Raw genomic sequence first — 18,526 nt, 5'->3', positions numbered from 1 at the left:
ATGGCAACCCGGCCCATCGGCATTCGTCCGGACCAGCAACCGGAAAACCTCGATCAATGCCGCCGCTGCCTGTTGTGGGAAGCGGCCACGCAAGCGGTCCCGGGAGCGGGTCCACGGCATGCGCCACTGATGCTCGTTGGCGAACAACCCGGCGATCAGGAGGACCTGCAAGGCAAGCCGTTTGTCGGTCCGGCCGGCGCATTGCTGGATAGCGCGCTCGATGAAGCCGGCGTGGACCGCAGCCGGGTTTATGTGACCAACGCCGTCAAGCATTTCAAGTGGGAGCCGCGCGGCAAGCGACGGTTGCACAAGACGCCCGCACAGCGGGAAGTGGACGCGTGTCACTACTGGATCGAACGGGAATTGGCAGAACACGATCCGAAGGTCGTGGTCGCGTTGGGTGCGACCGCGTTGAAGTCCGTACTGCAAAAACCGGCCGTGAAATTGCAGGCTTCAATGGGCGATGCGATCGAGCACGATGGGCGTCTGGTTATCGCAACCTTTCATCCTTCGTATGCGCTCCGAGCCCCCGATGCCGGGACACGCGAGAGTGCGTATCGCGCGATTGTGGAGGCATTCAAACACGCCCATCGATTGATTGAAGATTGATTCCAAAGAAAGGGAGCAATAACATGGCAACCGGATCGAAGAGCAGCAATGGCAAACGCAATACCACGCGTCAGAAACATGCGCGTGCAAAGCCAAAATCGACGAGCCGATCGAACGCCAAACGCTGGTCGCATCACGTGATGGAAACGAGCGATGCAATGGATATCCAGCATGAGATTTTCAAGGAAGGCAGCGCGCAGGAGATCGCTGATTCGTTGAAAAAGTCGTCGACGCGCAGCAATCGGCGTAAAGGCACGCCGTTCCAGTCCGCCATGTCGATGCTGAATTTCTATATCAATCGTGCAGGACGAAACCTGCCGAAATCGCGTCGTACCACGCTGGATAATGCCAAGAAGCGCCTGCGTGAAGCGTTCGGCCGCAAGCCGTGATGGCGGCGCGGAAGCATCGGTGGAATGCGCCTTGCTACCTTGCTTCAGGCGCTCGCTCCAGACATGCATAACCGATGCGCACCTGCCGGTCACCCAAGGAGGCGCCATGCCTGATAACACCGATCTGAATCCCGGCGACGAAGCTGCGCCCGGCACGCCTGGAACCGGCGAAAATCTCTGTCCTGCATGCAACGGTTCGGGAAAAGAGGACGGCCAGAAGTGCGAACAGTGCAACGGCACCGGTAAAGTAGTCGAGGGGATTGGCGGTGCGTGATGACCTTCGTAGCCGCCCGTTATCCTTCCCGCAACGACGAGTGCTCAGAACAATTTTGACAGCCAGCCTGTGCGCCGCAAGCCTGAGCGCTGTCATATTGCTGGACGGTTGCGCGAACGCATCAGACAACACCGCAATGGGTTATGGCCCGAATCCCACGCTCCCTCCCCCGCATACGACGCTGATCCCCACGCTCAACGTAGCGCCCGCGAAACCCTGGCCCGAAGGCACCATGCCGGCCGCCGCAGCGGGCTTCAGCGTAACGGCGTTTGCCAAGGGACTCGATCATCCGCGCTGGCTCACCACGCTGCCCAACGGCGACGTGCTCGTGGCCGAAAGCAATGCGCCCGCCGTTCATGATTCGAAGAGCGGCTTCAAGGGCTGGGTTGCGAAACAGTTCCAAAAACGCGCGGGCGCAGCCACTGCAAGCCCGGATCGCATCGTCCTGCTTCGCGATAGCCACCATGACGGCGTGGCAGACCAGCGCTATGTGTTCATCGACAAGTTGCATTCTCCGTTCGGCATGGTGCTGGTCGGCGACGATCTCTATGTGGCGAATACCGACGCCATACTGCGTTTCAAATACCACACGGGCGACACGTCGATTACTGGGCCCGGTGAAAAACTCACGGACCTGCCGGCAGGACCTATTGATCATCATTGGACCAAGAACCTGATCGCAAGCCGCGACGGCAAACTCATTTACGCCACGGTTGGATCGAACAGCAACGCGGGCGAGAACGGCATCGAGGCGGAGGCTGGACGCGCGTCGATCATGGAAATTGATCGGGCGACGGGCAAATCGCGGATCTTCGCATCGGGTCTGCGCAATCCCAACGGCATGTCGTGGAACCCTGAGAACGGTGCGCTTTGGACCGTGGTCAACGAGCGCGACGAGCTAGGAAACGACCTTGTCCCCGACTACATGACAGCAGTGAAAGACGGCGCTTTTTACGGCTTCCCCTACAGTTATTACGGCCAGCACATCGACACCCGCGTGAAGCCCCAAAATCCCGACATGGTCGCGAAGGCGATACCGCCTGACTACGCGCTGGGGTCGCATGGCGCTCCGCTGGGCTTCACGTTTTACGACGCCACCTTGTTTCCGGCGAAGTATCGCAATGGCGCGTTCATCGGACAGCATGGCTCGTGGAATCGCAAGCCGCGCAGTGGCTACAAGGTGATTTTCGTGCCGTTTTCCGGGGGAAAACCGTCGGGACCGCCCGAAGATATTCTCACCGGGTTCCTTTCGCCGGAAGGCGACGCACGTGGACGTCCGGTCGGTGTGACGCTTGACCACGACGGCGCATTGCTGGTCGCCGACGACGTGGGCAACGCAGTCTGGCGCGTCACGCCGTCTTCATCGTCCGCGCAAAACTGATGGCAAAGCGCGCCGCCCCGGGGAACGGGTTGTTCGCCGCCGCCGAAGCCACGCTGATCGGTCTTTACGACGCCGGCGTGCTTGCTCCCGCCGTGCTGCAGCGTGTCATAGCTGGTTTTGCCAACAGCGCGATCAACTGGAATACCTCGCCCCGGCTTCGCACCATCGACGATAAATCGCTGCACGAAGTGGTCGCCATGACCATGATGCCGGGACGAACCTTACGCAATGCGTCGAAGGAATTTTTTGCAGTAATCGGGCATATTGGTGGTATCGGTACTGAAGAGCGCGACGAACCCGAGGAGCCCGAGGAGCCCGAGGAGCCGTCCGACGACGAACCCGACAGCGATCTGATCAACCAGTTATCAGGCGGCAGTGGCCGGAAAAGGGCTGCAAAAACCGCGCGCAAGACCGCGCCGTCCGCCGGCTTCAACCCGCTCCTGCATGCAACCTCTCCGCGTAAAGGCCGCCAGTCATAGCATTGCCTTTGATCCATGTCATGGTCGTGGCTGACCGTGAACCTGCCGCACGCGGCACAATACAGAATGCTTTAGCGCCTGAATCCCTTAGCAAAGAGCGACCCGCAGAGTGACCCGCCGGATCGAGTGACACCGCCCTCCAACCAACGGATACAACGGACACGATATGGACACACAGGCAACTCCCCGCTCCTCCCCCCTTTCCGCCGACGAATTGCGCAAGATCGACGCTTACTGGCGCGCCTGCAATTATCTGTCGGTAGGCATGATCTATTTACGCGCCAACCCGCTCCTGCGCGAGCCGCTCAAGGCGGAGCACATCAAGCAGCGCCTGCTCGGACATTGGGGTTCGGACCCCGGCCAGTCGTTCACGTGGGTGCACCTGAACCGCCTCATCATGAGGGACGACCTGAACGTCATGTATGTCTCGGGACCGGGCCATGGCGCACCCGCCACCTTGTCGAACTCGTACCTTGAAGGGTATTACTCCGAGGTCTATCCGGATCGGAGTGCTGACGAAACCGGCATGCTGCGCCTGTTCCGCGCTTTCTCGTCACCCGGGGGCATCGGTTCGCATTGCACCCCTGAAACGCCGGGCTCGATTCACGAAGGCGGCGAGCTGGGCTACAGCCTCTCGCACGGCTTTGGCGCGGCATTTGACAACCCCGACCTGATCGTCGCAGTGGTAGTGGGCGACGGCGAAGCCGAGACCGGCCCGCTCGCCACGTCGTGGCATTCGAACAAGTTCCTGAACCCGATAGTCGACGGCGCAGTGCTGCCCATCCTGCACTTGAACGGCTACAAGATCGCGAACCCGACCATCCTCGCGCGCATTCCGCAAGAAGAACTCGAAGCGCTGATGACCGGTTACGGGTACAAACCGCATTTTGTCTCGGGCAACGATCCCGCTGTCATGCATCAACTGATGGCCGAGACGCTTGAGACTTGCATCGGCGAGATTCGCGCGATCCAGGAACACGCCCGTTCGACTGGCGACACCACGCGTCCGCGCTGGCCAATGATCGTCTTGCGTTCGCCGAAAGGCTGGACCGGCCCGAAGGAGGTCGACGGCCACAAGGTCGAAGATTTTTGGCGCGCGCATCAAGTACCGGTGCTTGATCCGGTGACCAACGCGAAGAGCCTGAAGATCGTGGAAGCGTGGATGCGCAGCTACAAACCCGAAGAACTCTTCGACGAAAACGGCACGCTGATCGAAGAACTTCGCGCGATTGCGCCGAAGGGCGATCGCCGCATCAGCGCGAATCCGCATGCGAACGGCGGCCGTCTCAGGCGCTCGCTGGACCTGCCCGATATCCGCGACTATGCGTTCAAGGTCAAGGATCCCGCTGGCACCTACCAGTCGCCTACCGCGGTGCTTGCAACCTGGCTGCGCGACGTGATCAAGCGCAACATGAGCACTTTCAAGCTGTTCGGCCCCGATGAAACCGCCAGCAACAAACTCGATGGCGTGTACGAAGCGTCGGGCAAACGCTGGATCGCCGAGATCAAGCCGGAAGACAGCGACGGCGGCGCGTTATCGGTTGACGGTCGCGTAGTGGAAATGCTCAGCGAGCACACGCTGGAAGGCTGGTTCGAAGGGTACGTGCTGACGGGCCGGCACGGCTTGCTCGCGACCTACGAGGCCTTCGTGCATGTGATCGATTCCATGTTCAACCAGCACGCCAAGTGGCTGGAAAAATCGAAGCTCGAACTCGACTGGCGTGCGCCGGTGCCATCGGTGAACCTGTTGATTACGTCGCTGGTATGGCGTCAGGATCACAACGGTTTCACCCATCAGGACCCGGGTTTCCTCGATGTCGTCACGAACAAGAGTCCAGAAGTCGTGCGCATCTACCTGCCACCCGATGCAAACTGCCTGCTGAGCGTGATGGATCATTGCCTGCGTTCACGCGACTACATCAACGTGATTGTCGCGGACAAGCAGCCGCATTTGCAGTACCTCGACATGGACGCTGCGCTCGCGCATTGCACCAAGGGTATTGGCATCTGGGACTGGGCGTCGACTGACCAGAACAGCGAACCGGACGTGGTGATGGCCAGCGCAGGTGATATCGCCACCATGGAATCGCTTGCGGCCGTCGAGATCCTGAAGGAACATTTCCCCGACCTCAAGATCCGCTTCGTCAACGTAGTGGATCTGTTCCGCCTGATGCCCGACACCGACCATCCGCACGGTCTGTCCAGTCGCGATTTCGATTCTATTTTCTCGCGCGAGAAGCCGGTCATCTTCAACTTCCACTCGTATCCGTCGCTCGTTCACAAGCTCACGTATAACCGCACGAATCACGAGAACATGCACGTGCATGGGTATCGTGAACGCGGCAACATCAATACGCCGTTCGAGTTGGCGATCATCAATCAGGTCGACCGCTTTTCGCTGTGTATCGACGTGATCGATCGTGTCCCGCGGCTTCGCGATACCGGCGCTCACACGAAGAACTGGCTCAAGGATCAGATCAACGCGAGCATTACTTACGCCCACGCGGAAGGCATTGACCGCGATGAAATCCGCAACTGGGTCTGGAAAGGCTAACGACCATGACCCTGGGAATCCTGGTGCTGAACAGCGGTTCGTCGTCGCTTAAATTCGGCGTGTATATGCCCGGCGAGAAGTCCGGCAATGCTTCGGCTAATACACCGGACAACAGCGACGAAACGCCGTGGCTGACTGGCAGTGCAAAAGGCATAGGCCGCGACGACGGCTCGCTGACCATGCGTTCATCGGATGGTGCGATCGATGTCACGCAGAATCACGTGATGGAGTCGCAGCACGACGCGTTGCAGCGCGTGGCCGACGCGCTGCATGCGCATCTCGACCAGCCGCTGGCCGCGGTGGGGCATCGGGTAGTGCATGGCGGTCCGCACCTGACCGACCATGCGCTGATCACGCCCGAGGTGAAACAGACCCTGCGCGATGCGGTGCAATTTGCGCCCTTGCATCTGCCGCAAGCGCTGGAGCTGCTCGATCTGGCGCAGCAAATTTTCAACGACGTGCCGCATTACGCCTGCCTCGACACCGCGTTCCACCGGACCATGCCTACGCGCGCGACTCACCTCGCGCTGCCGAAACACTACGCTGAAGAAGGGGTGATCCGATATGGTTTTCACGGGCTCTCGTACGAGTCGATCGTCGCTACGCTCGGCAACGATCTTCCGGCGCGCCTCGTGGTCGCGCATCTTGGCAGCGGCGCGAGCCTCTGCGCGATTCGCGATGGCCGTTCAATCGATACCACCATGGGTCTCACGCCTACGGGTGGCATTCCCATGGCAACACGCACTGGTGACATCGACCCTGGTGTGGTCGTTTATCTGATGCGGACCGGAACGCTTGACGCCAATGCGCTCGAACACCTGATCAATTACGAGAGCGGCCTCAAGGGTCTCTCCAATTCAAACGATGACATGCAGGCGCTTCTGCAACGCAGCGACGCTGATGCGGAGCTTGCCATCGATATCTTCTGTACGGCTGTGCGCAAGGCTATCGGTGCGTATGCCGCGTTGATGGGCGGCCTCGACCGCGTGGTGTTCACCGGTGGTATTGGCGAACACGCTGCGGCCGTGCGTGAACGCATTTGCGACGGACTTCAATTTCTCGATGTTCAGTTCGACGTGATCGAGACCCAGGAAGAGCGGCAGATTGCGCGTCATTGCCGCACGTTGCTCAAGCAGCCGGCCGCCTCCTAGCGACTTGTCAGTTCAGGTTGATCGCCCCTCAGCGACGCTCGTGCGTGCCACCGCCATGTGCACCGCGCCAGAAAAACACTTGCTCGGCGGCGGCAACCAACGCTTCGAGCGAGACCGGCTTGACCAGCGTCAGGTCGAAGCCCGACGCGCGTGCGCGCTCGTCATCGTTACCCACGGTGTAGCCCGTTAGCGCAATAGCGGGCAACTGTGCCAGGCGGGGATTCGCCCGGACCCGGCTCATGAGATCGTAGCCATCCATGCCGGGCATGCTGATGTCGCAGACCAGCAGGTCCACGTGGTTGCGTTCGAGCAGCGGAAGCGCGCTGTCGCCGTCATGCGCGGTAGCGACCAGCGCGCCTTCGAGTTCCAGCAACGCCGCGAATGAGCTCGCGGTTTCAGAGTCGTCGTCGACGACCAGCATACGCACGCCCGCCAGCGACCCGCCGTGCTCATCCGGCGCATGCTTGCCAATGGGAAGGCCGTCGACGAGCGGCAGCCAGACGCTCATGCGCGTGCCGCGGCCTTCGCCGTCGGATTGTGCAAGCACGCTTCCCGCATGCGTCTCCACGAGTTGCCTGACCAGCGCGAGGCCGATGCCCATGCCGCCGCCTGTCTTGCGACGCGCTTCGTTGCCTTGTGAAAACATCTCGAAGATATGCGGCAACACCGATGCTTCGATCCCCAACCCGGTATCCGTGACATCGATACGCAACTGGTCCTCTTCACTCGTGAGGCGAACGGACACCGAGCCGCCGCGCGGCGTAAATTTCAGCGCGTTGCTCAGCAGGTTCCACACGATCTGGTCGAAACGCACCGGATCCACCTTGGTCCACACCGGTTCATCCAGACCCTCGAACGACAGCGTTATGCCCCGTGATGCAGCGTCCGCCTCGATGGCGTCGGCGATGGTCTTCAGCATGGCCGCGACGTCGCCCATTGCCAGGTTCAAAGCCAGTTTGCCGGTACGCACACGCGACAGGTCCAGCAAGTCGTCAATGATCTTCGCCTGACCGAGCACCGCGCGCTGGATTGCGTCGGCTGTCTGCTGGATCGCCGGTACGCCCCGCGCTTCGGGAATGCGCGGCAACATTTCCGCCTTCACATGAATCAGGTTGAGTGGGTGCTTCAATTCGTGCGACAGCACGGCCAGGAAATCGTCCTTGAGCCGGTTCGCCGCTTCCGCCTGCGCCCGCACCGCCCGCTCCTCCGCCAGTTGCGACTGGCGTGCGTCTTCCTGCGTCTTGCGGTCCGTGAGATCCCTCACGATCTTTGCGTAACCCGTGAACTTCGGATCGGACAACGGCGTCACCACGCCGCTGCAATACACCTTGCGGCCGCCCTTTGAGACCAGCCAGCGATCATCGTCGGCACGGCCATCGCGTTGTGCGACCTCGCGTTCGTGGGCCGCCATACCCGCCTGCTGATCGTCAGCAGTAAAGATCACGTCGATATCCTGCCCGACCGCCTCGGCTGCCGTATAACCGAAGACACGCTCGGCGCCGGCGTTCCAGCTGACGATGCGCCCCTCTGGATCCTGCACGATGATCGCGAAGTCGTTCGTCGTCTGCGCCGCGAGTCTCAGCCGCTCCTCGCCTGCCCGCACGTTTGCCTCGGCGCGGCGGCGCGCCGTGGTTTCAACGAGACTGAGCACCGCGCCGTCGATCCGGTCGTCTGCCGTCCGGTAAGGCAGCACGCGCGCGAGGAACCAGCGGCCGTCGGACGTGGCGACTTCGCGCTCGGTCAGGCGCAACGACTGGAACGTCGCGCTGACGTCGTCGGCCAGTTCGGGATAAACAAGCCGGTGCGTAATGTCGAACAACGAGCGCCCGACATCCGCGCCGATCAGGTTGAACACCGTGGCCGCATTCGGCGTATAGCGTTTGATGCACATCGCGCGATCGACGAAAATAGTGGCGATGTCCGTAGAGGTGATCAGGTTCTCCAGGTCGTCATTGGCTTTGCCCGTCTCCTCGATCTTCGCCTGCAATTCAGCGTTGACCGTGATGAGCTCCTCGTTCACCGACTGCAGCTCTTCCTTGCTGGTTTCGAGCTCTTCCGTCGCCGACCTCAACTCCTCGTTGATCGCCTGCAATTCTTCATTCGATGCCTTCAATTCTTCCATCGACGTCTCGTACTGCTCGATCGTGGTCTGCAGTTGTTCCTTGCTCGAGTGCAGCTCTTGTTCGAGCTGCTGCATCACGGTGTCGTGACCCGTTTGATACGTCACCGCGGCCCGGTCTTCTGTCATGGCCTCCTGGACCTCGTCGAACAGCACGAGGAGGAAGTCGGCGTCGGCAGCGGCGTCGTGGAACGGACGCACGGTCATGTTGACGTAAGACGGAAGTCCGTTGCGCTGCAGCTTGACGCGCCGTGCTTCCACGCTATTGCCCGTCTGCGCGGCCTGGAACAACGCGGTACGCAAGTCGAGCCGCAATTCAGGCAGCACGACGGCAATCATGTTGCTCGACGGTTCGCCGCCGACATAGCGCAGGAAACGTCCCGCGTTATCCGACATATGCACGATCTTCGAATCGCGGTTGACAATCACGCTGGGCGGCGCGTATTGCTCGAGCACACGCTGATGTAGCGCACTGAATGAGAAATTGCGGCGCCCGGGGACCAGCGCCGACCCTGCTTCCTCGTCCTGCGTGAAGCGCCCTTGCAACAGCAGCGAAGGCGCGCCCAGCGTAGGACGGTTCGGCAGCTTCGCCGCCTTTGCCCGATAGATACGATTCTTCTTGTCGACCACGCTGAACAGTTCTTCCACCGAGTCCGCCGACTCCGACGTGCCGAGGAACAAATACCCGTTGGGGTACAGCGCGTAGTGGAACATTTCCAGCACCTGGTTCTGCACACCGCGGTCGAGATAGATCAGGAGGTTGCGGCAGGAGACCAGGTCGAGCCGCGAGAACGGCGGATCGCGCAGCACGTTATGCATGGCGAACAGGATCTTCTCGCGCACGCTTTTCACGACCTCGTAGCGCGAATCCATCTTGGTGAAAAATTTCCGCAGCGTAGAGGGGCGGACATCGGTCATGATCGACTCGGGGTACAGTCCGGCCCGCGCGCGCGCGACGGCGCTTTCATCGATATCCGTGGCGAACACCTGGATATTGGCTGAGGAATGTAATGCTTCGCGCTGCTCGCACAGGAGCATGGCGAGCGAATACGCTTCCTCGCCCGACGAGCATCCCGCGACCCACGCGCGAACCTGATCGCCGTCGGCCTTGTTCTGGAACAGGGCCGGCAATACGCCGCGCTCGAGCGATTCGAACGCTTCCCGATCGCGGAAATAACTGGTCACGCCAATCAGCATGTCCTTGAGCAAGGCCGCCGTTTCGCGCGAGTTATCCCGCAGCAAATCACGGTAGGCAATCAGGTCGGGTACGCCGTTGACCTGCAGGCGCCGCTCGATCCGGCGCAGCATGGTTGCACGTTTGTAGAAACGGAAATCGTGGCCGGTGCGGGTGCGTAACGTTGCCAGAATGGCCTGCAACGCAAGTTCGGCCTCACCCCGGTCGGCCCGGTCGTCCGGACTCAACGTGGCTGGTTCCAGTTCAGGCAGCGCGATGCGCTTGGCGTTGTTCCATATGTCGAGCAGTCGCTGCGGCATCTCCACCACCGGCAGCACGAGATCGACCTGGTCTGTCAGGATCGCGTTCTGCGGCATCTCTGAGTATTCGGCGTCGTTGGGCTCCTGCGCGAGCGTCACGCCGCCCTTTTCTTTCACGTTGGCAATGCCGACCGAACCATCGCTGCCCGTGCCGGACATTACGATGCACATCGCCCGCTGACCATGCGCATCTGCCAGGCTCCGGAAAAACCGGTCGATACTGACCGGCCGGCCCGCCGTGGGCTCGGCGTCGCGTGCGTTCAGGAAACCGTCCGCCATCGTCAGGCTCTTGCCCGGTGCGATGACGTAGACGTGGTTCGCTTCTATCCTGGTCGGCCCGCTGACTTGCCGCACGCCCATGCGGGTCACGTTCTGCAGCACCTTGTCCGCGCTGCTGACATGCGTGGCCGACAAATGCAGGACCACGACAAACGCCATGCCCATGTCGGACGGCGCGTTCTCGAAGAAGCGCAACAACGCCTGCACGCCCCCTGCGGACGCGCCAATCCCAACAACGGGGAAATCCAGCGAACTCGGGTTATGAGCCGCGCCCGGCTCGTCGTCTTCTGCCGGCGGCGCCGTTGATGTTGTAGTTTCGCTCACTCCAGGGGCCTCGGTTCGGGGTGCTTTGACAGATTAAAGATACCACTACGCGTTTGAACGAACGTGCTTTCTACTGCATGGGCGACGCAGCGCTCATCGGACACGCGCATCTTGCGGCGGAGGGGATCGGATCATCCGGCTTTTTATCTGGCTTTTATCTCCAGAGGCGCAGGCGGCGCTCATTATATTTACGCGGCATTTTTTGCGGACGTAAAGGCACTGCCAATGATCTGGCTGCTGCATCATCCGGGGTTGTTGACCGCTTCAGCGGACGAATACGTCGTGATAATATTACTGTATATTTATACAGTAATCATGTCCGATCAACCCGCCTATTCCATCGCAGTACGGGCGTTGTGCGAGTTCACTGCCAAGCGCGGCGACCTCGACTTGCGCTTCACTCCGTCGCCTACTGCGCAACAGGGCATGGCGGGGCATAAGCTCGTCACTGCGCGACGCGGCGAGCGCTACCAGGCCGAACTAAGCCTTTCCGATAAAGTTGGTCCACTGCACGTGCGCGGTCGTGCGGACGGCTACGACCCCGGCCTGAACCAGTTGGAAGAGATCAAGACGTTTCGCGGGAAGCTCAGCGCCGTCCCGGATAACCACCGGCATCTGCATTGGGCACAAGCGCGCATCTACGGCTGGCTGTGCTGCAAAATGCTTGATCTGCAGGAAGTGCGCGTTGCCCTCGTCTACTTCAATATCGACAGCGAGGAAGAGACGGTGTTCACCGAACTGCATTCCGCCGACGCACTCCGCGATCACTTTCACGAGCATTGCGAGCGTTTTCTGGATTGGGCGCAACAGGAACTCGACCATCGCGCGAAACTGCACAGCGCGCTGGCGGGCATGGTTTTCCCTCACGCGTCTTTGTATCCGGGACAGCGGGAACTGGCGGCAGCAATTTACCGTTGCGCGTTGCACGGGCGCAGTCTGCTGGCGCAAGCGCCAACGGGTATAGGCAAGACGCTGGGCAGCTTGTTTCCGCTACTGAAAGCATGGCCCGCCGCACAGCTCGACAAGATCTTCTTCCTCACCGCGAAGCGTTCAGGCCGGCAACTTGCGCTTGATGCACTCACCACGCTTGGCGGCAACACACCGCTGCGCGTGCTCGAACTGGTCGCGCGTGACCGCTCTTGCGAACACCCCGACAAAGCCTGCCACGGCGAATCATGCCCGCTCGCACGCGGCTTCTATGACCGCTTGCCCGCCGCGCGAACCGCTGCTCTTGGAGTGGCGCAACTGGACCGCCATGTGTTGCGCGAGATTGCGATTGAGCACGCTGTTTGTCCGTACTACCTGAGCCAGGAAATGGCGCGCTGGAGCGACGTCATTGTCGGCGACTACAACTATTACTTCGATACGCACGCCATGCTGTTTTCCCTCGCGGAGTCGAAGGAATGGCGTGTCGGCGTGCTGGTGGACGAAGCGCATAACCTGGTTGAACGCGCCCGCGCGATGTATTCGGCCACGCTCGATGAAGCACGTTTTCGCGGCCTGCGCCGCACCGTGCCGCCACCGTTAAAGCGCGCATTCGACAAGATCGCGCGGGAATGGAAAGCGATTTCCAGCGCGCAGGAAACCGATTACGACGTGCATGCGGCCCTGCCCGGACGCTTCATTGAAGCGCTGGACAACATGATCGGGGCAGTCATAGAGTTCGTGACCGAACAACCTGCAGGCCTCGATCACGAAACGCTGCGCTTTTACTTCGATGCCATTCATTTCGTGCGCATTGCAGAGCGCTTCGACACCCACACTCTTTTCGATACCACTTTGTCCCCGCACGGTGCGACGCGGCGCAATACCGTTCTATGCCTGCGCAACCGTGTTCCCGGGCCGCATCTGAAATCGCGCTTTGCCCGCGCGCATTCGGTAGCGCTCTTCTCGGCCACGCTCACGCCCATGCATTTTTATGGCGACATGCTCAGTCTTCCCGACACCTGCCTGCAAGTGAATGTGGAGTCACCCTTTCACGAGGATCAGTTGCAGGTACGCGCCATAGCGAATGTTTCCACGCGATATCGAAATCGAGAGGAATCCGTACCATTACTCGTCGATCTCATCGCGGCGCAGTACAGGCGTGCGCCCGGCAACTACCTGAGTTTCTTCAGCAGCTTCGACTACCTCGATCAGGTCGCCAACGCGCTGCTTCGCGAGCACCCCGACATTCCGGTGTGGACGCAATCGCGTTCAATGAGCGAAGCGGATCAGCAAGCTTTTCTCGCGCGCTTCACGCAAACAGGGCGCGGTATCGGCTTCGCCGTGCTCGGCGGATCGTTCGGGGAAGGAATCGACCTGACGGGAACGCGGTTGATCGGTGCGTTCATCGCGACCCTTGGACTGCCGCAGCTCAATCCGGTCAACCAGCAGATGAAAGCGCACATGGACGAAGAGTTCGGCGCCGGATTCGACTACACGTACCTGTTTCCCGGGCTACAGAAAGTGGTACAGGCCGCGGGGCGCGTGATTCGAGGCCAGACCGATCAAGGCGTGTTGTATCTCATCGATGACCGCTTTGCCCGCGCCGACGTGCGCCGCCTGCTGCCCGCGTGGTGGCGGGTGGAGATCGTCCGGCACACCGTAACTTCGGCACCTGTTGCTCGGGCATCCGCATTGCTGTGATTCTTGCGAGCGAGTCACCCCGACCTGCCCCACCCCACGCGAGGAATCATCATGGCTGTCACTACGGCTGCAACTCACACGACCCGGCAGGATGCGCTGACGCTGCTTGAAGAAGAACATCGAGCGGTAGAAAAATTGTTCGATGCGTTCGAACGCGCCGACGATGACGACCTGGAACGCAAGTCGACGCTCGTGCAACGCGCATGCGAACTGCTCACCATGCATGCCATGGTGGAAGAGGAAATCCTCTATCCGGCAGCCAAGGAAGCGCTGGGCGAAGACAACAAGGACGATGTCAACGAAGCAGTCATCGAGCACTTCCTGGTGAAGACGCTGATCGAAAAATTCTCGACGATGAAAGCCGGCGACGAAGGCTTCAACGCCACCTTCAAGGTCCTGACCGAAAGCGTCAATCACCATGTGGAGGAAGAGGAGTCGGAGCTGTTCCCCGAACTGCGCAAGACCAAGCTCGATCTCGGGAAACTCGGTGAGCGGATCGCGACACGCCGCGAGGCGCTGCAAGGCAAGATCACCAAAGTCGCACTGCAGAATTGAGGCGGCAGCGTTGATACCGAGTGCCGCGCATCGTCCGGCAGTTTGCTAACATGCAGCAAGCCGCAGCAGCCGGGAGCGCCTCTGCAGCGCTCCCGGCGGACCATGCGAAGCACTACCGGAGCGCGCTCGTGACCCTCATCGTGTACATCAATACCGCCGGCAATCAGGACGGCCGCGACAACGACCTGTTCCAGATCGACGCGGCCGGCTTCCTGGTCGACATGGGTTGCGTCCTGGTCGATAACTGCAGCCACGCCGTGAACGCCACGTCGCGCCCCGCGCTCCAGCGCGCTATCCGCCGCATTAAACCCGGCGACACGCTGGTCGTCGCGCATCTCGGTTACCTGGGAAGCAGCATCAGCGACTCTGTGTCTACGCTCACCGCGCTGGCCGGGAAAGGCGCGCACGTCTTCTGCCTCGAGGCCGGTAAAGCCGATCTTTGCGCGAGCGGCGAAGGCTCACCCATCCGCATGCTGCAGCTTTCCGCCGAACTGGAACGCGATGCCAAACGCGCACGCGCGCTCGACGCGGCCGCGATTGCCAAGAAGGACGGCACCCATCAGGGACGGCCCGCCTCGCTCTCCGACTCACAACGGCAACAAGCACTGAAGGCGCTTGCCGCGGGCAGCACCGTGACGGCCATCGCGCGGGTGCTCAGCACATCGCGGCAAACCATCATTCGCCTTCGAGACGCGGCATCGCGCGATTCCGCTGAGGCGCATTCATCACCGGTGAACCACTAATGCGCCCGGAAAAGCCCTGGGTTATTCATCATATGTTTTCCGCATATCTAATATGACCGCAACATTCGGGGTGTTTTAAAGCGCTGTGCAGCGGACACTTGCGGTCATCGAAACCTGCATGGAGATGCTGCCAATGGATGCTCTGGCGACGAATATCGAAGCCCGCGTGAACGCCATCGACTGGCATGCGGTTCAAGAGGAACTGGATAATTTCGCTTGCGCGACGGTCGAGCGCCTGCTCACGCCAGCGGAATGTGACGCGTTGAAAGCGCTTTATGCGCGCGACGAGTTGTATCGGAGCCGCGTAGTCATGGCACGCCACGGCTTCGGGCGCGGCGAGTATAAGTACTACGCTTATCCGCTGCCTGATGTGATCGGCACCTTACGCAAAGCGGTGTATCCGCATCTTGTTCCCATTGCTAACCGATGGAACGAGATCATGCGTATCGACACGCGCTATCCGCCGGACCACGCCGCTTTTATCGATCGATGCCACGCGGCCGGCCAGCTTCGCCCCACACCGCTGATCCTGCAATACACGCAGGGCGACTACAACTGCCTGCATCAGGACTTGTACGGCGAGCACGTGTTTCCGCTGCAGCTCGCGTGTCTGCTGTCGGTACCCGGGCAGGATTTTACGGGCGGGGAGTTTGTGATGACCGAGCAGCGGCCGCGCATGCAGTCGCGGGCCGAAGTCGTACCGCTAGCGCAAGGCGACGCCGTGATTTTTGCCGTGCATAACCGGCCGGTGAATGGAACGCGCGGAGCGTATCGCGTGAATCTCAGGCACGGCGTGAGCCGGCTGAGATCGGGGCACCGGCATACGGTGGGCGTTATTTTCCACGACGCAATTTGAAGCTCAAGGCGCCCTGCAGTTACCTATTCGTTTTCGTCGAAGTAGTGACCGAAGCGAACCTGCTTCGTCTTGATGTAGCGCTCGTTTTCCTCACGCACGGGAATGGCCAGCGCCACCCGTTCGCAGACCGGGATATCGTGCTTGAGCAGCGTGTCGAATTTCGACGGGTTGTTGCTCATCAAGCGCACCGAGCGCACGTCGAGCGCGCGCAGGATAGCTGCCGCCGAGTCGTATTCCCGCGCATCGTCGGGCAAGCCGAGATGCAGGTTGGCGTCGACAGTGTCATACCCCTGCTCTTGCAGCGCATACGCGCGGATCTTGTTCGCCAGCCCGATGCCGCGTCCTTCATGACCCCGCAAATACAGCAATATTCCACGATTTTCAGCCGCGATATAACGCATCGCCAGATCTAGCTGCTCACCGCAATCACAGCGATACGAGCCAAAAACATCGCCCGTGACACATTCGGAATGCAACCGGCACAGCACGGATTCGCCGTGGCTGACATCGCCCATGACGAGCGTCAGATGCTCGGCGCCCGTGCTCGTCACGCGATACACATGCGACTCAAACACGCCATAACGCGTGGGAATCGTGGCCTTTGCCACGAGTTCGACGCATTCTTCGTGGGCTGCTTCGGCAGTGGCTGCCGGTGAATCAGAAACGTTTTTCATGTTCTCTTGTACTGCATAGGAGGGCGTGGGCCGCGTGCCGGTCATTAATCGGTAACTTTAGCAAGAAGCCGCAAAAAAGCGGGAGCGCCCGGTCCGACATGTTAAAACGCCCGGGAAATATTTGCAGCCTGCGGGTTCAGGGTTCCCAGGCGGCTGCGTGAAAAGCCGAGCGAAAAGGTGCATGAACTCGCCCTGAATGGCGATGGCTGGTTTCGAACTATCTAAAGAAGAACGTATCGCTTCGTCAAAAATTCCCTGGTTGGTAAAGTATGCGGTTACTTAGGCACGACTGGTCGCCTCCGGGCGCCGCCCCTCAACCTTCATCGACCTTACATGCCACATAAAAGCCTGCCGTCCGACTCGTTCTTCGCCCCTGCCCGCAAGCTGGCCCGCACCGCTGTTTGCAGCGCCGTCTGCGCGTTCGCGGCGCTTGGTGCCCTCGGTGCCCTCGCCGGCACAGCCCACGCGGCGGGCAAAACGCTGGTGTTCTGTTCGGAAGGCAGTCCGGCCGGCTTCGACTCCGCGCAGTACACCACCAGCACCGACTTCGACGCCGGCGCGCACGCAGTCTACGACACCCTGGTCGAGTTCGAGCGCGGGTCGCTCAACCTGGTGCCGGGCCTGGCCACGTCATGGGACGAGTCGCCCGATGCCAAGACCTTCACGTTTCATCTCCGCCACGGCGTCAAGTTCCAGACCACGCCCTGGTTCACGCCCACGCGCGACTTCGATGCGGACGACGTCGTCTTCACGTTCAAACGCATGATCGATCCGGACAATGCGTTCCAGAAGGCGCATCCGGTCAGCTTCCCGTATCTCAGCGATCTCGGCTACGACAAGAACATTGCATCGGTTGAAAAACTCGACGACTACACCGTGCGCTTCACGCTGCACACGTCGGACGTGGTGTTCGTGCGCAATATAGCGATGGAATTCGCCTCCATTGTGTCGGCGCAATATGCCGACCAGTTGCTGAAGGCCGGCAAGACGGAAGACCTGAACCAGAAGCCCGTGGGCACCGGCCCGTTCGTGTTCCGTGACTATCAGAAAGACGCGATCATCCGATACGACGCGCATCCGGACTTCTGGAACAAGAAGGACGTGCATATCGCGAAACTGGTGTTCGCCATCACGCCGGACGCCGCTGTGCGCATGCAGAAACTCGCGAGCGGCGAATGCCAGATGACAGCCTTCCCGCGCCCCGCCGATATCCAGACCGCGCGCAGCAATCCGAAACTCGCGCTGCTCTCGGGAGTGGGTTTCAACGTGGCGTATGTCGGCTACAACACCACGCACAAGCCGCTCGATAACGTGCTGGTGCGTCGTGCGCTGGACATGGCCGTCGATAAACCGGCGATCCTGAAGAGCGTCTACGACGGGGCCGCGACCGTGGCGTCGAATCCGATGCCGCCATCGCAATGGTCGTATAACAAGGCGTTGAAGGACGCACCTTACGATCCCGCGAAAGCGCGTGATCTGCTGAAACAAGCGGGTTTTCCAAACGGCTTTTCGATCACGCTATGGGCCATGCCCGTGCAGCGCGGCTACAACCCGAACGCTCGCCTGATGGCGCAATTGATTCAATCGGACTGGGCGAAGATTGGCGTGAAAGCGAATATTGTCACGTACGAATGGGCCGAATATAACAAGCGCGCGAAAGAAGGCGGCGAGCACGACGCCATCCTTTACGGCTGGATGGGCGATAACGGCGATCCGGACAACTGGCTCGGCACGACGCTCGGCTGTGATGCCGTGCATGGCAGCAACGTGGCGAAGTGGTGCAACAAGCAATTCGATGATCTGCTCGGCAAAGCGCGGCTGATTACCGACCAGCCGACCCGCACCAAGCTGTATGAGCAGGCGCAGGTCGTGTTCAAGGATCAGGTCCCGTACACGCCGATCGCCCATGCAAACGCGTTTCAGTTGATGACGAAAGACGTGAAGGGCTACGAGATCAGTCCGCTGGGCGGTCATCGATTCGACGGGATCTCGCTAGACTAACGCGAGCTGCATCGTC

The 18,526-nt window shown here is 60.6% G+C and carries 14 protein-coding genes; 12 read left to right on the top strand and 2 right to left on the bottom strand.

Annotated elements, in window-relative coordinates; genetic code table 11:
* The 7 genes from ACSQ83_RS10685 to ACSQ83_RS10655 all read left to right on the top strand — a co-directional run bounded on the left by ACSQ83_RS10685 (position 1) and on the right by ACSQ83_RS10655 (position 6,837).
* Positions 1 to 609 carry a UdgX family uracil-DNA binding protein gene (locus tag ACSQ83_RS10685; protein WP_414951200.1) on the top strand — a complete coding sequence of 203 codons (609 nt, stop codon included), beginning with the start codon at positions 1 to 3 and terminating at the stop codon, positions 607 to 609.
* Between the two features lie 23 nt (positions 610 to 632).
* Positions 633 to 998, top strand: coding sequence for a DUF3175 domain-containing protein (locus tag ACSQ83_RS10680; protein WP_436228113.1), 366 nt, complete (start codon positions 633 to 635; stop codon positions 996 to 998).
* A gap of 106 nt (positions 999 to 1,104) precedes the next feature.
* Positions 1,105 to 1,272 (top strand): hypothetical protein, encoded by a 168-nt coding sequence (locus tag ACSQ83_RS10675; protein ID WP_414951198.1) that lies wholly within the window; start codon positions 1,105 to 1,107, stop codon positions 1,270 to 1,272.
* 82 nt (positions 1,273 to 1,354) lie between these two features.
* On the top strand, positions 1,355 to 2,653 hold the full coding sequence (locus ACSQ83_RS10670; protein WP_436228211.1) for a PQQ-dependent sugar dehydrogenase: 1,299 nt from the start codon (positions 1,355 to 1,357) through the stop codon (positions 2,651 to 2,653).
* A 29-nt stretch (positions 2,654 to 2,682) separates the two neighbouring features.
* Positions 2,683 to 3,132 carry a hypothetical protein gene (locus ACSQ83_RS10665; RefSeq protein WP_436228112.1) on the top strand — a complete coding sequence of 150 codons (450 nt, stop codon included), beginning with the start codon at positions 2,683 to 2,685 and terminating at the stop codon, positions 3,130 to 3,132.
* Positions 3,133 to 3,298: 166 nt separating this feature from the next.
* Positions 3,299 to 5,686 (top strand): phosphoketolase family protein, encoded by a 2,388-nt coding sequence (locus ACSQ83_RS10660; RefSeq protein ID WP_436228111.1) that lies wholly within the window; start codon positions 3,299 to 3,301, stop codon positions 5,684 to 5,686.
* Positions 5,687 to 5,691: 5 nt separating this feature from the next.
* Positions 5,692 to 6,837, top strand: coding sequence for an acetate/propionate family kinase (locus ACSQ83_RS10655; RefSeq protein ID WP_414951194.1), 1,146 nt, complete (start codon positions 5,692 to 5,694; stop codon positions 6,835 to 6,837).
* A gap of 28 nt (positions 6,838 to 6,865) precedes the next feature.
* Here ACSQ83_RS10655 and ACSQ83_RS10650 read toward each other — a convergent pair whose 3' ends face one another.
* The gene (locus ACSQ83_RS10650) at positions 6,866 to 11,053 is read right to left on the bottom strand and encodes a CheR family methyltransferase (RefSeq protein WP_436228110.1); all 4,188 of its coding nucleotides are present in this window, start codon (positions 11,051 to 11,053) and stop codon (positions 6,866 to 6,868) included.
* A gap of 315 nt (positions 11,054 to 11,368) precedes the next feature.
* On the opposite strand from ACSQ83_RS10650, the gene ACSQ83_RS10645 reads away from it, so the two are divergent.
* From ACSQ83_RS10645 to ACSQ83_RS10630, 4 genes are all read left to right on the top strand, one after another.
* Complete coding sequence (locus ACSQ83_RS10645; protein WP_436228109.1) at positions 11,369 to 13,681, top strand: helicase C-terminal domain-containing protein; 2,313 nt, start codon at positions 11,369 to 11,371, stop codon at positions 13,679 to 13,681.
* A gap of 51 nt (positions 13,682 to 13,732) precedes the next feature.
* A complete protein-coding gene (locus ACSQ83_RS10640; protein WP_414951192.1) occupies positions 13,733 to 14,236 on the top strand; it encodes a hemerythrin domain-containing protein in 504 nt (167 codons plus the stop codon).
* A 128-nt stretch (positions 14,237 to 14,364) separates the two neighbouring features.
* Positions 14,365 to 14,979, top strand: a complete 615-nt coding sequence (locus ACSQ83_RS10635) for a recombinase family protein (RefSeq protein ID WP_436228108.1) — start codon at positions 14,365 to 14,367, stop codon at positions 14,977 to 14,979.
* Between the two features lie 118 nt (positions 14,980 to 15,097).
* A complete protein-coding gene (locus tag ACSQ83_RS10630; RefSeq protein ID WP_436228107.1) occupies positions 15,098 to 15,835 on the top strand; it encodes a 2OG-Fe(II) oxygenase in 738 nt (245 codons plus the stop codon).
* Positions 15,836 to 15,858: 23 nt separating this feature from the next.
* Here the strand turns inward: ACSQ83_RS10630 and ribA are convergent, their stop codons facing one another.
* Positions 15,859 to 16,509: a GTP cyclohydrolase II gene (gene ribA, locus ACSQ83_RS10625; RefSeq protein ID WP_414953441.1), complete on the bottom strand. Its 651-nt coding sequence runs from the start codon at positions 16,507 to 16,509 to the stop codon at positions 15,859 to 15,861.
* A 333-nt stretch (positions 16,510 to 16,842) separates the two neighbouring features.
* On the opposite strand from ribA, the gene ACSQ83_RS10620 reads away from it, so the two are divergent.
* Positions 16,843 to 18,510 carry an ABC transporter substrate-binding protein gene (locus tag ACSQ83_RS10620; RefSeq protein ID WP_436228106.1) on the top strand — a complete coding sequence of 556 codons (1,668 nt, stop codon included), beginning with the start codon at positions 16,843 to 16,845 and terminating at the stop codon, positions 18,508 to 18,510.
* Positions 18,511 to 18,526: the final 16 nt, after the last annotated feature.

It is taken from the genome of Caballeronia sp. LjRoot29, from assembly GCF_964252755.1.
In the GTDB taxonomy this organism is placed as follows: domain Bacteria; phylum Pseudomonadota; class Gammaproteobacteria; order Burkholderiales; family Burkholderiaceae; genus Caballeronia.
This window is presented reverse-complemented; position numbering and strand designations above follow the sequence as displayed.